Annotated in this window: 15 protein-coding genes; 12 read left to right on the top strand and 3 right to left on the bottom strand. The window is 69.8% G+C overall.

All coding sequences use genetic code 11. From position 1 onward, the window contains the following. Positions 1-37: 37 nt before the first annotated feature. From LG334_RS15575 to LG334_RS15525, 11 genes are all read left to right on the top strand, one after another. Complete coding sequence (locus LG334_RS15575; protein WP_404379422.1) at positions 38-1,162, top strand: ABC transporter ATP-binding protein; 1,125 nt, start codon at positions 38-40, stop codon at positions 1,160-1,162. A 29-nt stretch (positions 1,163-1,191) separates the two neighbouring features. Beyond that, on the top strand, positions 1,192-2,583 hold the full coding sequence (locus tag LG334_RS15570) for an aspartate aminotransferase family protein (protein ID WP_404379420.1): 1,392 nt from the start codon (positions 1,192-1,194) through the stop codon (positions 2,581-2,583). A 4-nt stretch (positions 2,584-2,587) separates the two neighbouring features. Further along, positions 2,588-3,574, top strand: a complete 987-nt coding sequence (locus LG334_RS15565) for a 3-keto-5-aminohexanoate cleavage protein (protein ID WP_404379418.1) — start codon at positions 2,588-2,590, stop codon at positions 3,572-3,574. An 18-nt stretch (positions 3,575-3,592) separates the two neighbouring features. Next, on the top strand, positions 3,593-4,729 hold the full coding sequence (locus LG334_RS15560; RefSeq protein ID WP_404379416.1) for an NAD(P)/FAD-dependent oxidoreductase: 1,137 nt from the start codon (positions 3,593-3,595) through the stop codon (positions 4,727-4,729). A gap of 2 nt (positions 4,730-4,731) precedes the next feature. Beyond that, entirely contained in the window at positions 4,732-6,021 is a 1,290-nt protein-coding gene (locus tag LG334_RS15555; RefSeq protein ID WP_404379414.1) for a M20 family metallopeptidase, read from the top strand. A gap of 67 nt (positions 6,022-6,088) precedes the next feature. After that, positions 6,089-7,057, top strand: coding sequence for a polysaccharide lyase (locus LG334_RS15550; protein ID WP_404379412.1), 969 nt, complete (start codon positions 6,089-6,091; stop codon positions 7,055-7,057). Beyond that, on the top strand, positions 7,057-7,479 hold the full coding sequence (locus LG334_RS15545; RefSeq protein WP_404379410.1) for a sensory rhodopsin transducer: 423 nt from the start codon (positions 7,057-7,059) through the stop codon (positions 7,477-7,479). Before LG334_RS15550 ends, LG334_RS15545 begins: the two co-directional genes overlap by 1 nt. Before the next feature lie 6 nt (positions 7,480-7,485). Further along, complete coding sequence (locus LG334_RS15540; RefSeq protein WP_404379408.1) at positions 7,486-8,289, top strand: glucose 1-dehydrogenase; 804 nt, start codon at positions 7,486-7,488, stop codon at positions 8,287-8,289. 17 nt (positions 8,290-8,306) lie between these two features. After that, the gene (locus tag LG334_RS15535) at positions 8,307-9,017 is read left to right on the top strand and encodes a DUF4336 domain-containing protein (RefSeq protein WP_404379406.1); all 711 of its coding nucleotides are present in this window, start codon (positions 8,307-8,309) and stop codon (positions 9,015-9,017) included. Between the two features lie 87 nt (positions 9,018-9,104). Beyond that, the gene (locus LG334_RS15530) at positions 9,105-10,130 is read left to right on the top strand and encodes an ABC transporter substrate-binding protein (RefSeq protein WP_404379404.1); all 1,026 of its coding nucleotides are present in this window, start codon (positions 9,105-9,107) and stop codon (positions 10,128-10,130) included. Positions 10,131-10,182: 52 nt separating this feature from the next. Next, a complete protein-coding gene (locus LG334_RS15525) occupies positions 10,183-11,337 on the top strand; it encodes an acetoin utilization protein AcuC (protein ID WP_404379403.1) in 1,155 nt (384 codons plus the stop codon). Positions 11,338-11,356: 19 nt separating this feature from the next. Here LG334_RS15525 and LG334_RS15520 read toward each other — a convergent pair whose 3' ends face one another. Then, positions 11,357-11,596 carry a hypothetical protein gene (locus LG334_RS15520; protein WP_404379401.1) on the bottom strand — a complete coding sequence of 80 codons (240 nt, stop codon included), beginning with the start codon at positions 11,594-11,596 and terminating at the stop codon, positions 11,357-11,359. A gap of 140 nt (positions 11,597-11,736) precedes the next feature. Further along, positions 11,737-13,107, bottom strand: coding sequence for a glutamine synthetase family protein (locus LG334_RS15515; RefSeq protein ID WP_404379399.1), 1,371 nt, complete (start codon positions 13,105-13,107; stop codon positions 11,737-11,739). Between the two features lie 192 nt (positions 13,108-13,299). Between LG334_RS15515 and LG334_RS15510 the strand changes: the two genes are divergently transcribed. Then, entirely contained in the window at positions 13,300-13,788 is a 489-nt protein-coding gene (locus tag LG334_RS15510; RefSeq protein WP_404379397.1) for a cytochrome c, read from the top strand. 84 nt (positions 13,789-13,872) lie between these two features. On the opposite strand, the gene LG334_RS15505 is transcribed toward LG334_RS15510, so the two are convergent. Beyond that, on the bottom strand, positions 13,873-14,013 hold the full coding sequence (locus tag LG334_RS15505; protein WP_404379395.1) for a hypothetical protein: 141 nt from the start codon (positions 14,011-14,013) through the stop codon (positions 13,873-13,875). Between the last annotated feature and the right edge of the window lie 6 nt (positions 14,014-14,019).

Raw genomic sequence — 14,019 nt, 5'->3', positions numbered from 1 at the left:
CTTCTTTCTTCGTACCGCGCTTTGAGGACCCCGCCCCATGGCCGAGACCCGCGACATCGCCGTCCGCCTGACCGACGTGGAAAAGAACTACGGCAGCTTTTCGGCCGTCCGCGACATGACGCTGGACATCCCCGACGGCAGCTTCGTCACGCTGCTCGGTCCGTCCGGCTGCGGCAAGACCACGACGCTGCGCATGATCGCGGGGCTGGAGAGCATCACGGCCGGCGAGATCGCCATCAAGGGCCGGCGTGTGAACGAGGTGCCCATCCACAAGCGGAACCTGGGCGTGGTGTTCCAGAACTACGCGCTGTTCCCGCACATGAGCATCGCCGACAACGTCGCCTTCGGGCTGAAGTACCGCAAGCTCAACAAGACCGACGCGCGCGAGAAAGTGCGCCGGGCGCTTCAGATGGTCCGCCTGCCGCATGTGGAGGACCGCTTCCCCGGCCAGTTGTCCGGCGGCCAGCAGCAGCGCATCGCGCTGGCCCGTGCCATCGTCATCGAGCCCGACGTGCTGCTTCTGGATGAACCCCTGTCGGCGCTCGACGCCAACCTGCGCGAGGACATGCGCGTCGAGCTGAAGCGCATCCAGCGCGAGCTTGGCATCGCCACCGTCTTCGTCACCCACGACCAGGGCGAGGCGCTGGCCATGTCCGACAAGGTCGTCGTCATGTCCGACGGCCAGATGGAGCAGATCGGCACGCCGGAAGAGGTCTATAACCGCCCGACCAGCCGCTTCGTCGCGTCGTTCCTGGGCAACTCCAACTTCCTGGGCGCGACGGTGGAGGACACGACGGACGGTCTGGTGACGCTGGCCGTCAAGCCGGGCGAGAGCGGGGCGAACCCCATCCGCCTGTCCATCGCCTCGAACGGCCGGTTCAGCAAGGGGGAGGCGGTGCAGATCGTCATCCGTGCGGAACGGCTGTGCATCGGCCGCCCGCCGGAAAGCCGGGGCGGCCCGACCAACAGCTTCGAGGGCGTGGTGACCAACGTGGATTACCAGGGCCTCAACGCCCGCTACTTCGTGGAGGCCGGCGGCCAGAAGCTTCAGGTCATCAACCCCATCGACCAGCACCCCGCCCGCGAGGGCGACCGCGTGACGCTGCACCTGCGCAGCGAGGACGCGGTGATCCTCGACGACACCGGCCACGTCCACCACTGATTCCCCTGACGACGAAAGACCGCCCCACCATGACCACCGGCGTCGACACCCTTCCCCCCGGCATCAAGCGCGCCGCGCATCAGGCGCCGGCGGACAGCTACCTGTTCTACCAGGCCCACGGCACGCGGCCCTTCATTGACCGGGCCGAGGGTATCTGGATGCACGGCCAGGACGGCAAGAGCTACATGGATGCCGCCTCGGGCGCCATGGTCTGCAACGTCGGGCATTCCAACCCGCGCGTACTGGCCGCCATGCGCGAGCAGATGGAGCGCGCCACCTTCGCCTACCGCCTGCAATTCCAGTCGGAGGCGGCGGAAGGGCTGGCGGCGGAAATCGTGGACCTCATGCCCGCCGGGCTGGACCGGGTGTTCTTCGTCTCCGGCGGGTCCGAGGCCGTGGAGAGCTGCCTGAAATTCGCCCGCCAGTACATGATCGCGACGGGGCAGGGCACGCGATACAAGGTCATCAGCCGCCACCCCAGCTACCACGGCTCCACGCTCGGCGCGCTGGCGGTGACGGGCTACACGCCGCTGTCGGCGCCGTTCGACCCCATGATGCGGCCCATGCCCAAGATCGCCACGCCGCGCCACTACCTGGACGGCGGGGCCGAGGACGAAGACGCCTACGCGCTGCGCCACGCCGACATGCTGGAGGAGGCGATCCTGCGCGAGGGGCCGGACACCGTGATGGCCTTCATTGTGGAGCCGGTCGGCGGTGCCTCCACCGGGGCGGTGGTGCCGGGCGCGCCCTATCACGCGCGCATCCGCGAAATCTGCGACAAGTACGGCATCCTGCTCATCCACGACGAGGTGATGACCGGCGTCGGCCGCACGGGCGCGTTCCTGGCGTCGGAGCACTGGGGCGTGGTGCCGGACCTGATCGCCATGTCCAAGGGCTTCGCCGCCGGCTATGCGCCGCTGGGCGCCATGATCGCACCCAGCCGCATGGTGGCGAAGGTGCTGGATGCCGGCGGGTTCATGCACGGTCATACGTATGCGGGCAATCCCATCGCCTGCGCCGCCGGCCGCGCCGTGGTGCGCGAGGTGGTGGAGCAGGACCTGTGCGCCAACGCGCGAACCATGGGCGCGCACCAGATGGCCGGCCTTCGCGCGCTGAAGGACGAGTTTCCCTTCATCGGCGACGTGCGCGGGCTTGGGCTGTTGCAGGCAGTGGAGTTCGTGGCGGACCGCCAGACCATGCGCGTTCTGCCGCCGGAGTTGAACGCGGCGGCGCGGCTGGTCGAGATCGCCTACGAAAAGGGCCTCATCGTCTATTTCCGCCGCACCCGCGGCGGGCAGTCGGGCGACCACATCATGGTCACACCGCCGCTCACCATCACGGAAAACGAGGTCGACACCCTGCTGGAGCGGCTGCGGGACAGCCTTGTCGCGCTCCGCAAGGAACTGGCCGGAAGGTACTGATCCCATGGCATTCACGGAAACGTCCATCCCCACGACGGCGCCGGAACGACCCCGGAAGAAGGGGCGCGGCAAGGTCGTCATCACCTGCGCGGTGACGGGCTCCATCCACACCCCCACCATGAGCCCCCACCTGCCCATCACGCCCGATGAAATCGCCGAGCAGGCGGTGGCGGCGGCGGAGGCCGGCGCATCCATCCTGCACCTGCACGCCCGCGACCCGGAAACGGGCCGCCCGACGCCGGACCCGGATGTCTTCATGCGCTTCCTGCCGCGCATCAAGCAGCAGACGGACGCGGTGGTGAACATCACCACCGGCGGTGGCCAGGGCATGACGGTGGAGGACCGGATGCAGGCGGCCCTTCGGGCGCAGCCGGAAATGTGCTCGCTGAACATGGGCAGCATGAACTTCGCCCTGCACCCGCTGGCGGAGCGCTACAGCGACTGGAAGCACGACTGGGAAAAGCCCTTCCTTGAAGGTTCCAAGGACTTTATTTTCCGCAACACCTTCGGCGACATAGAACGCATCCTGAAGGATCTGGGCGAGGGCTGCGGCACGCGCTTCGAGTTCGAATGCTACGACGTCGGGCACCTCTATACGCTGGCGCACTTCGTCGACAAGGGCCTGGTGAAGCCGCCGTTCTTCCTGCAATTCATCTTCGGCATCCTGGGCGGCATCGGCCCGGACCCGGACAACCTGACCCACATGAAGTCCGTCGCCGACAAGCTGTTCGGCGAGGACTACCGCTTCAGCGTGCTGGGCGGCGGCCGCCACCAGATGGGGCTTGCGACCATGGGGGCTGTGATGGGCGGCAACGTGCGCGTGGGGCTGGAGGACAACCTCTCGCTGGGCAAGGGAGTGCTTGCGCCGGACAATGCCGCTCAGGTACGCCATGTGCGCGGACTGCTGGAGGCGCTGTCGCTGGAGGTGGCGACGCCGGCCGAGGCCCGCGAGATGCTGGCGCTCAAGGGCGCCGATGCCGTCGCGTTCTAATTCCGGGAGCCTGACTCTATGACCAACACCGACTTCATCATCATCGGCGGCGGCATCGCCGGAGCCTCGGCGGGGTATTTCCTCGCCCGCGACGGCCGGCGGGTGGTGGTGCTGGAGCGCGAGGCCCAGCCCGGCTATCACTCCACCGGCCGCTCCGCCGCGCTGTTTACCGAGAATTACGGCCCGCGCGCCATCCGGGCGCTGTCCATCGCCTCCCGCGCCTTCTTCGAAAACCCGCCGGAGGGCATGGCCGAGCATCCGCTCATCGTTGATCGCGGCGTGCTGTTCTTCTGCCCCGAGGGCCAGGAGGCGGCGCTGGAGAAGTGTGCCGAGGAAGGCCGCGCCGCCGGGGCGCCGCTCAAGGAAATCTCCATCGACGAAGCCTGCGCCATGCAGCCGTTGCTCCGCCGCGAGGGCCTTGTCGGCGCTCTGCTGGAGGAGGGCGCGAAGGACCTGGACGTCGACGCGCTGCACCAGGGCTTCCTGCGCCTGATGAAGCGCGAGGGCGGCGTGGTGGAGACCCATGCGGAGGTCGAGGGCCTGTCGCGCGACGGCGCATCCGGCGACTGGACCGTCACCTGCCGCGACGGCCGCAGCTTCACCGCGCCGGTGGTCATCAACGCCGCCGGCGCGTGGGCGGACGAGGTGGCGAAGCTGGCCGGCATCACGCCCATCGGCATCCAGCCCAAGCGGCGCACGGCCTGCCTGGTCTCCGTCCCCGACGGCATGGACCCGAGCGGCTGGCCCATGACGCTGGACGCGGAAGAAAATTTCTACTGCAAACCGGACGCGGGCAAGCTTCTGGTCAGCCCGGCCGACGCAACACCCGTGCCGCCCCACGACGTTCAGCCAGAGGAGATGGACGTCGCCATCGCCATCGACCGCCTGATGACGGCGCTGAACATCGAGGTCCGCACCATCGACCACAAGTGGGCGGGCCTGCGCAGCTTCGTCGACGACGGCGTGCCGGTGGTGGGCTTCCGCGCCGCCGAGCCGGGCTTCTTCTGGCTGGCCGGGCAGGGCGGCTACGGCATCCAGACCTGCGCCGCCATGGGCGCGCTGTCCGCCGCGCTCGCCCAGGGCAAGCCCGTGCCCGACCACATTGCCGAACGCGGCATCACCAAGGACACCCTCTCGCCGGAGCGCATCGCCTGACCATGACCGACACCCGCACCGCCGACACCCTGCCCACCGACGCCAACATCCTGGCCTCCGCCGACGCCGAACAGGCCGAGGCGGTGGACCTGCTGCAGGACCTGGTGCGCGAGCCTTCCACCCTCGGCAACGAGGGCGGGGCGCAGGACATCATGGCGGGCGTGTTCGGATCTCTGGGCCTGACGGTGGACCGCTTCGAGGTGGACCTTAACGCCATTTCCCACCTGCCGGGCTTCTCGCCGCCGCTGGTGGACTATTCGGGGCGGGAGAACGTGGTGGGCGTCAGCCGGCCCGCCGGTGCGGCCAAGGGCCGATCGCTGATACTCAACGGTCATATCGACGTGGTGCCCGTGGGAAACGAGGGGGCCTGGAGCAATCCGCCGTTCCAGCCCGTGGTGCGCGACGGGCGGCTGTACGGGCGCGGCTCGGGCGACATGAAGGCGGGCATCGTCGCCTATGTGGCGGCCATGCGGGCGCTGGCGCGGCTGGGGTATCGCCCGGCGGCGGATGTCTTCCTGCAAAGCGTGATCGAGGAGGAATGCACCGGCAACGGCGCGCTGTCCTGCCTGCACCGGGGCTACCGCGCCGACGCCGCCATCATCCCCGAGCCCTTCAACCACAGCCTGATGACCGCGCAACTGGGTGTGATGTGGTTCACGGTGGACCTGGCGGGCAAGCCGGCGCATGTGCTGGATACCTCGGCGGGCTCCAACGCCATCGAGGCCGTGCATCCCATCCTGCGCGGCCTGAAGGAGCTTGAGGCGCGCTGGAACGAGCCGCCGCACCGCCACCCGGCCTATGAGGGCCATACGCATCCCATCAACTTCAACCTGGGGCGCATCCAGGGCGGCGACTGGCCGTCTTCCGTGCCGGCGACCTGCCGTTTCGACCTGCGGGTCGGCTTCTTCCCCGGCGCCGACATGGACCAGGTGAAGGCCGAGGTCGAGGCCGCCATTCGCCAACACGCGCCCGAAGGCATGGGCGTGACCATCTCCTACCGCGGTTTTCAGGCGGAAGGCGCCGTCATGGACCCCGAGTGGCCCATGATGAAGGAACTTTCAGCGGTGCACGAGGCGGTGGCGGGCTCGCCCATCGAGCATCTGGCGTCCACCGCCACCACGGACGCGCGGTTCTTCGTCCTTTACGGCGACACGCCCGCCACCTGCTACGGCCCGGAAGCCGACAGCATCCACGGCATCGACGAGAGCGTCAGCCTGGACAGCATGGCGACGGTGACCCGCGTGCTGGCGCTGTTCATCGCGCGCTGGTGTGGGCTGGAGCGCATCGACTGAGCCCTGGCAACACCGGCGGCGCGTGGGCCGTTTCTCCGGCAACCGACCTGACTAGCCGGAGAGGTTCATGCGCCGTCAACTTGTTCTTGCGGCCGCCGCCGCGACCGTGGCCCTTCCAGCGGCCAGCGTGGGCGCGGCGACCAGTTATCCCGAAAGCACCGATCTTTCCGTCACCAACCTGCGCGCGACCGACCCGCAGAGCGGCCTGACGCCGTGCTCTACGCGCTACGAGCAGGTGGCGCACCCGGTGCCCGATGCCTCCAAGGCCATCGACCAGGCCATCAAGGACGCCTTCAACCCGTCGCAGTCCTGGGCGCTGGGCGAAACGCTGGCCGTGGTGGGCGACGCCGAGGCTTCGCCCATGGACGAGGCCGACCAGCCGGTCATTCGCGTCAAGTTCCCGCAAAATCCCGCCGGCACGGCGGACGCGGTCGGCCCGCATGGCAGCGGCGGGTTTCTCGCCCCCCTGTTCGGAAACGGGGCCGAAAAGGCATGCCTGCACTACAAGGTCCGCTACCCGGACACCTTTGGCTGGACGACCGGCGGACGGCTTCCGGGCCTCTACGGCGGGTCCGTCACCACCGGCGCCCACGAGCAGCGGGCGGGCGGCTTCACGTTGCGCGCGGCCTGGCTCAGGGACGGGCGGGGCGAGTTGGTGCAGTACATCGCCAACGGCGGCATCGGCGCGCGCTACGAGATGGCGGTGGGCTCGGGGCGCTGGACGTGGGAGGCCGGGCGCTGGCACACCGTTGAGCAGGAAGTGGTGCTGAACGAGCCCGGAATGCCCGATGGCATCGCCCGCATCTGGATCGACGGCCGGCCCATGGCGGCGGAGTCCGATATCGTTTATCGGCAGAGCGAGGACACCAAGGTGGACGGCCTGCTGTTCGAGGTCGTCTTCGACGATCGCCAAACCAACGTCTCCACTCCCGGCAGCGAGCATGTCGACGTCACCGACATCCGCCTCTATTCCGGCGGGTCGGGCGGCCAGAGCGCCGAGGAGCCGAAGGCGCAAGGCGCGGGGAGTGACGGCTGATGACAGGCGGTGTCGACAAACCCATCCAGCCCATCCCCGATGCCGCCCAGGCCGGCCCCATGGGCAAGCGGCGCTGGGCCATCGCGGAGGGTTTCATCCCGCCCGGCTCCACCGGCGAGGGGCCGGAGTTCGAGAGCCACGAGACGGTGTGCATCCTCAACGCCAACGACGCACCGGCCGCCGTGCGCATCACCCTGTTCTTCGAGGACCGCGACCCCGTCGGCCCCTACGGCGTGGAGGTGCCGGCGCGGCGCACCGTGCATGTGCGCTTCAACAGCTTCGAGAACCCCGAGATCCCCAAGGGCCTGGGGTTCGCCAGCATCATCGAGAGCGACGTGCCCATCGTCTGCCAGCACACCCGGCTCGACAGCCGGCAGGCGGAGCTGGCTTTGCTGTCCACCGTCGCCTTTTCGGAAGGATGATCCGCCATGAGCGACAGGCTTCGTGACCAGGCCGCCATCGTCACCGGCGGCAGCTCCGGCATCGGCAAGGCCTCGGCCATTGCGCTGGGGCGGGAGGGGGCGGCCGTGACCGTCGTCTACCACGGCAACAAGGAAGGCGGGGAAGAGGCCGCCCACGCCATCGAACAGGCCGGCGGCCGGGCCCAGGTCCTCCAAGGCAACGTGGCGGAAGAGGACGACGTGACGGAGATCGTTTCCCGCACCCGGTCCGAGTTCGGCACGGTGGACATCCTGCTCAGCAATTCGGGCATCCAGAAGGACGCCGACTTTCTGGACATGACCCTGAAGGACTGGCAGGCGGTGATCTCCGTCAACCTGACCGGCCAGTTCCTGTGCGCGCGCGAATGCCTGAAGGTCATGTGCGAACAGGGCGTGCGCGAGGGCGTGTCGAAAGCCGCCGGCAAGGTCGTCTGCATGTCCAGCGTCCACCAGTTCATCCCCTGGGCCGGCCATGTGAACTACGCCGCCGCCAAGGGGGGCGTGCATATGCTGTCGGAGTCCCTGGCCCAGGAGTTCGCACCCCGCAAGATCCGCGTCAACACCCTGGCCCCCGGCGCCATCAAGACCGCCATCAACCAGGATGTCTGGCAGTCCGAGGAAGGGCGCGAGAAGCTCATGGGCATGATCCCCTACCAGCGCATCGGCGAGCCCGAGGACGTGGCCGAGGCCGTGGTGTGGCTGGCGTCCGACGAAAGCGACTACATCACCGGCGCCACGCTGGTCATCGACGGCGGCATGAAGCTCTATCCCTCGTTCCGCGAGGGCGGCTGAGGCCGGCGGGCGCGGCGGTGAGCGGCCTGCCCGAACCCCTGGCGGACGGCCTGTGGACCGTGGAGCGCCGATTCCGCACCATGGGATTGCCGGTGTCCTCGCGCGGGACGCTCGTGCGCCTGCCCGACGGCGGACTGGTGGTCATCAACCCGCCGCGCCTGGACCGGCCGCTGCGCGAGGCCGTCGACTGGCTGGGGTGGCCGGCGCACATCGTCTGTCCCAACCGCTTCCACCACCTGTTCGCCGGCGACTGGAAGAAGGCCTGGCCCAGCGCCCGCCTGTGGGCCCCGGCCGGGCTGGAGGACAAGCGCCGCGACCTGATCTTCGACGCCCGCCTGGGGCGTCAGCCCCCGCCCTGGGACCCGGTGCTCGCCACCCTGCCCATTGCCGGCATGCCGCGCCTGTCCGAGGTCTGGTTCCTCCACCGCGCCAGCGGCACCCTGATCGTCACCGACCTGGCGGCGCGGGTCGGGGCGCGGCAGCCCTGGTTCCTGCGCGCGTGGAGCCGCCTCAACGGCGCAGGCGCCAGCGGCCGGGTAGGCAGCGCCGCATGGCTGCGGCTGCTCGTCGCCGACGCCGACGCTTTGGCCGCCAGCCTGAACGCCGCCGTCGGCCAGTGCCCCCAGCAGTTGGTGGTCGCCCACGGCGATCCCATGGCGGACGGCGTGGTGCCGGCCCTGCGTCGCGCCCTGTCCCGCTTGTCCCCTGCCTTCGGTCATGCGACCTAAGGCGAGAGCAAAGGGGTGTTGCGTGCGCCGAAAAGTGGTAGCCTTGGACCGTGTGGGTGACAATAGCGGGTAGGGGCGCAGGGAATCATGTCTGCATGGGCGGAACGGGCGACGCGCGGGGGCGCGCGGCGTCTGGCGGCCGTGGCGGTGGTGCTGCTGTCCGGCATCGGCCTTGCCGCGCTGACGGGCTGCAAGTCGGGCGACGACGGCGGCGACGTCCTGCGCCTGGCCATCAACCCCTGGCCGGGCTATGAATTCCTCTACCTTGCGGGGGCACGCGGCTATCTGGCCGAGGAAGGCCTGAAGGTCGACTTCGTGGAGCGGCCCGACCTGGGCGGGGTGCGGGCGGCCTACCTGGCCGGCGAGGCCGACGCCATGACGGTGACCCTGACCGAGGTTCTGCGCACTTGCGACGACGTCCCCGAGCGCTGCCCGCGCGTGGTGCTGGTGGCCGATTATTCCGACGGGGCCGACGTGCTGATGGCGGTGCCGCCCCTGCGCTCGCCTGCCGACCTGCGCGGCCGGCGCATCGCGGTCGAGGACGGGACGGCCACCATGTTCCTGCTGTCCCGCGCGCTGGAAGCGGCGGGGCTGTCCTTCGCCAATGTCCAGGTGGTGCAGATGCCGCAGGCCGACATGGCCGCGGCCGTGCGCGCCGGGCGCGTGGACGCGGTTGCCACCTATCCGCCGGTGGCGCTGGACCTTGCTCGCACCGGCCGCCTGCGCACCATCTTTTCGTCCGCCGACATCGAGGGCGAGGTGGTGGACGTGGTCGCCGTCGCGCCGGCCTGGGCGGAAGACCGGGAAGAGGCCGTCGCCGCCCTGGTGCGCGCCTGGGACCGCGCCGTTGAATTCTGGCGCGAGAACCCCGGCGAGGCGGAGGCCGTCATGGCTGCCCGGGAAGGCGTCTCCGCCCGCGCCTTCGCCGAGAGCCTGGCGCACATCCGCATCCTGCGCTCGGCCGAGCAGCGCTTCCTGTTCACCCAGGGCGGGCCGCTCGAGCGCGCCGTGGCCCACCACGACCGCCTGCTGCGCCGGGCCGGGCTGATCCAGGGACCGGACAGGTCCGGCCAGGTGATCGTCGGCCAGTACCTGCAGACGGCCCTGCGGTAGGCGTCATCCCGCGCCCGTTGCGCCGGTGCCCGGTGAAGCCCATCTTCGCGGCATGACCGATACCGACGCCATGCCGCGCCCGCCGCTGCTCATCGCCAACGAGATTTACCGCAAGTCCCGCTACGGGACGACGCACCCGCTGTCCATCCCGCGTGTCTCGACGGTGGTGGACCTGTGCCGGGCGCTGGACTGGCTGCCCGATGCGCAGTACGTGGACAGCCCCATGGCGACGCCGGCGCAACTGGCGCGGTTTCACGATCCCGCCTACATCGCCGCGCTGAAGCGGGCCGAGGAGGACCGGGACGCGCCGGCCGATGTGAAGGCGCGGCACAACATCGGCATCAACAACAATCCCATCTACACCGAAGTGTTCCGCCGCCCCGCCACGGCCTGCGGCGGCTCCATCCTGGCCGCCGACCTGGTCAAGGACGGCGGCATCGTGCACCATCCGCCGGGCGGCACCCACCACGGCCGCCCCGACCGGGCGAGCGGGTTCTGCTATTTCAACGATCCGGTCCTGGGCCTGCTGCGGCTTCTGGACCTGGGCGTGGCGCCGGTGCTGTACGTCGATCTTGACGCCCACCACGGCGACGGTGTGCAGGATGCCTTCCACGACGACGACCGGGTGTTCACCATCTCCATCCACGAGGCCGACCGATGGCCCCGCACCGGCCCCGTCGAGGACCGGGCCGGCGGGGCGGCACGCAACCTGCCGGTGCCGCGCGGCTTCAACGACAGCGAACTGGACTACCTGATCGAGCACGCCGTGGTGCCGCTGGCCGAGCGCCTGAAGCCGGCGGCGATCATGATCCAGGGCGGCTGCGACGGGCTGGAGGATGACCCGCAGGCGCGGCTGTCGCTGTCCAACCGGGGATACTGGCAGGCGGTGTCGGTGCTCAAGGGCCTGGCCCCGCGCGTCATCGTTCTGGGCGGTGGCGGCTACAATCCCTGGGCGGTGGCGCGCTGCTGGTCGGGCGTCTGGGCGACGCTCAACGGCCGTCCGATCCCCGAGGTCCTGCCTGCCCCGGCGGAAAGCGTGCTGCGGGAACTGTGGTGGGCGCATCGCCGAGGCCGCAACCCGCCGGAACACTGGTTCACCACGCTCGCCGATGCGCCCAACGCCGGCGCCGTGCGCGACGAGGTGCGAGCCGTCGCCCGCGCCGTGCTGGACGCACCGGACCAGGCGCGGCGCTGGGCGGCGGAGTAGGGGGAGCGGGTGCCCTGTGTCAGGGCATCCCGCGGTCGCGCAACTCGCTGTCGGTGATGGTGGTGTCGTCGACGGTTTCGGCGTCCACCGTGTGTTCGACGGTCGCGCCGCAGTCGGAGCATTTCCAGGTCTGGGTGGTGACGGCGGTGTCCGACGGGCTTTCCGCCGTCGCCGGAGAGCCCTGGATGTCCTGGCTTTCGCCGACGGGACGCATCTCGCCGCCGCAGGTGGGGCAGGGTTCGATCTGATGCTTCGCCATGATCGGCCTCCGTACGTTTTCTCTCGGGTTGCCTGGCCCTGGTGGCCGCGGTCTGGAGAAAACGCCGCCTGGGCGCCGAAGGTGTCCCGATCATGCGCATCAGCCTGCGCCCGTTCTCCGGATGCGTCGACGGCCCGGCATCAGGCGTCGCGCAGGTACCAGGTCAGGTCGCGGTCGGAGACCTCGGTGTTGAAGGTGTTGCACTCCTGGGCCTTCACGCAGGCGAACATGCGCACGAAGTCGTCGCCGAAGGCGCGCTTAAGCACCGCCGACTGCTCGAACAACGCCACCGCATCGGCCCACGACGTCGGCAGCGGCGCGCCGGGCTGGTCGTAGCCGTTGCCTTCCACCGCCGGGGGCGGGGCAAGCCCTTCCTTCAGGCCGTGGTGCAACCCCGCCAGAACGGCGGCGGCAGCAAGGTAGGGATTGGCGTCGGCGCCGGCGACGCGGTGCTCGATGTGGCGGGTTTCCGGGTCGCCGGCCGTCACCCGCACCGCCACGGTCCGGTTGTCGAGGCCCCAGGTCCGGGTCACGGGGGCGTAGGAGCCCGGCTGGAACCGGCGGTAGCTGTTGGCACCCGGCGCAAAGACCAGCGTCGCGTCGGCCATGGTGTCCAGCAGCCCGGCCACGGCGTGTCGCAGGGGAGGATTGCCGCCGGGTTCCGTTCCCGCGAACACGTTGCGGCCCTGCGCGTCGCACAGGCTGACGTGCAGGTGCATGCCGCTGCCGGCCTCGTGCGTCAGGGGCTTGGCCATGAAGGTCGCCACCATGCCGTGGCGCTGGGCGACGGACTTCACCAGCCTCTTCAGCATGACGCCCTCGTCCACCGCGCGCATGGGGTCGGTGCGGTGGTGCAGGGTGACCTCGTACTGGCCGGCGGCGAATTCGCTGATGGCGGTTTCCGCCGCGATGCCCTGCGCCTCGGCGGCGTCGTAGACCGCGTCCAGGAAGGGCGCCATGTCCTCGATGGCCGTGGTGTGGCAGATTTCCGAATGCGTCGGACGCAGGCCGGAAAGCTGGCCGCGCGCGGGCTCCAGCGGGGCGCCGGGGGCGCGGTCGGCGTCGAACAGGTAGAACTCCAGCTCCACCGCCATGACCGGATGCAGTCCGTCGGACGCCATGCCGTCGACCACGCGGGCGAGCAGGCCGCGCGGGTCGGCGTGGTAGGCCGGCAGGCTGTCCGGGTCCACCGCCATGAGAACCTGCGCCGTCGGCGTCGCCATCCACGGGCAGCGTACCAGGGTTCCCGCGACGGGCCGCAGCGTGCAGTCGCGGTCGCCGATCTCCCACAACAGGCCGGCGTCCTCCACGTCGACCCCGCGGACCGTCATGGCAAGCGTGGAGGTGGGCAGGGGGCGGCCCGTGCGGTAGGCCGCGTCCAGCTCGTGCGCCTGGATCGCCTTGCCCCGGAAAACGCCCGTCATGTCGGTGAACAGCAGGTGGACGCGGCGGATGTCGGGGTTGGCGGTAAGGAAGTCGCGGGCTTCCTGGGCATCGGCGAAACGGCTCATGGGGCACCTGGCGGCGGCTGGTCGCTCAAGATCATGAGCGCGCGGTGAATATATTGAACAGCCTGCCCCACCTGCCACCGAAAGGCAAGGCCGTGCCCGCCGGACGGAGGACACGGCCTCGCCATGCGCGTCCTTGAAGGGCGCCGGTGCTTCGCGGGAGCATGAATGGACCGATCAGGGGAGGGCACCACCATGATCCCGCGACCCGCCATCCGCCGCACGACCGCCGTCGCCGGCCTGCTTGTGCTGAGCCTGTCACCGCCCGCCGTTGCGCAGGATGATGCCGGGCCCGGATCGGCGCTGGATGCCGGCCGGCTGGAGTATATGAACAGTTGCGCGCCCTGCCACGGCGAGGCCGCGGCGGGTGACGGTCCGGTGGCGAACTACGTGGGCCAGCGCTTCCCCGACCTGACCAAGCTGGCCGAGGCCAACGACGGCCGCTTCCCGGTGATCGAGGTCTTCCGCATGATCGACGGCCGCGCCAGCCTGGAAGCCCACGGCGAGCGCCTGATGCCGGTGTGGGGCCAGCGTTACATGATCGAAGGCACCTACGAGGACCTGCCGATGCCCGACGAGGCCCGCCGCCAGATCGTGCTGGGACGGCTGGTGGAACTGGTCGCCTACCTCCAAAGCATCCAGGACCCCAAGGGCGACGCGCCGCCGCTGCTGGGGGCAGAGTAGGGGAGGCTTACCAGGGCTCCAGACCGCGTTGCTCTTCATTCTCGCGGATGATTTTCAGTAGGGCCCTCTTGCTCTCGGTCCGGCTCACGTCGGGCGTGCGCATGCGATGTTCAGGCCGTAATGATGAAGGCCGCGTGTCCGGTCCCGTGGACGTTCGAAACCGACGTTCATCAGGGCTTCTTCGGCGTCTTCCTGCCACGCGTTGCGATACGGCAGGTCTTCCATGGCGTG

This window comes from Caenispirillum salinarum (assembly GCF_044803115.1).
Taxonomy (GTDB): domain Bacteria; phylum Pseudomonadota; class Alphaproteobacteria; order Rhodospirillales; family Rhodospirillaceae; genus Caenispirillum; species Caenispirillum salinarum_A.
Note: the sequence above shows the minus strand (reverse complement) of the source record. Positions and strands in the feature narration are given on the sequence as shown.

Coding starts and splice junctions, on each gene's coding strand:
- LG334_RS15575 (WP_404379422.1), top strand. CDS start 38: ATGGCCGAGACCCGCGACATCGCCGTCCGCCTGACCGACGTGGAAAAG.
- LG334_RS15570 (WP_404379420.1), top strand. CDS start 1,192: ATGACCACCGGCGTCGACACCCTTCCCCCCGGCATCAAGCGCGCCGCG.
- LG334_RS15565 (WP_404379418.1), top strand. CDS start 2,588: ATGGCATTCACGGAAACGTCCATCCCCACGACGGCGCCGGAACGACCC.
- LG334_RS15560 (WP_404379416.1), top strand. CDS start 3,593: ATGACCAACACCGACTTCATCATCATCGGCGGCGGCATCGCCGGAGCC.
- LG334_RS15555 (WP_404379414.1), top strand. CDS start 4,732: ATGACCGACACCCGCACCGCCGACACCCTGCCCACCGACGCCAACATC.
- LG334_RS15550 (WP_404379412.1), top strand. CDS start 6,089: ATGCGCCGTCAACTTGTTCTTGCGGCCGCCGCCGCGACCGTGGCCCTT.
- LG334_RS15545 (WP_404379410.1), top strand. CDS start 7,057: ATGACAGGCGGTGTCGACAAACCCATCCAGCCCATCCCCGATGCCGCC.
- LG334_RS15540 (WP_404379408.1), top strand. CDS start 7,486: ATGAGCGACAGGCTTCGTGACCAGGCCGCCATCGTCACCGGCGGCAGC.
- LG334_RS15530 (WP_404379404.1), top strand. CDS start 9,105: ATGTCTGCATGGGCGGAACGGGCGACGCGCGGGGGCGCGCGGCGTCTG.
- LG334_RS15525 (WP_404379403.1), top strand. CDS start 10,183: ATGACCGATACCGACGCCATGCCGCGCCCGCCGCTGCTCATCGCCAAC.
- LG334_RS15520 (WP_404379401.1), bottom strand. CDS start 11,596: ATGGCGAAGCATCAGATCGAACCCTGCCCCACCTGCGGCGGCGAGATG.
- LG334_RS15515 (WP_404379399.1), bottom strand. CDS start 13,107: ATGAGCCGTTTCGCCGATGCCCAGGAAGCCCGCGACTTCCTTACCGCC.
- LG334_RS15510 (WP_404379397.1), top strand. CDS start 13,300: ATGATCCCGCGACCCGCCATCCGCCGCACGACCGCCGTCGCCGGCCTG.
- LG334_RS15505 (WP_404379395.1), bottom strand. CDS start 14,013: ATGGAAGACCTGCCGTATCGCAACGCGTGGCAGGAAGACGCCGAAGAA.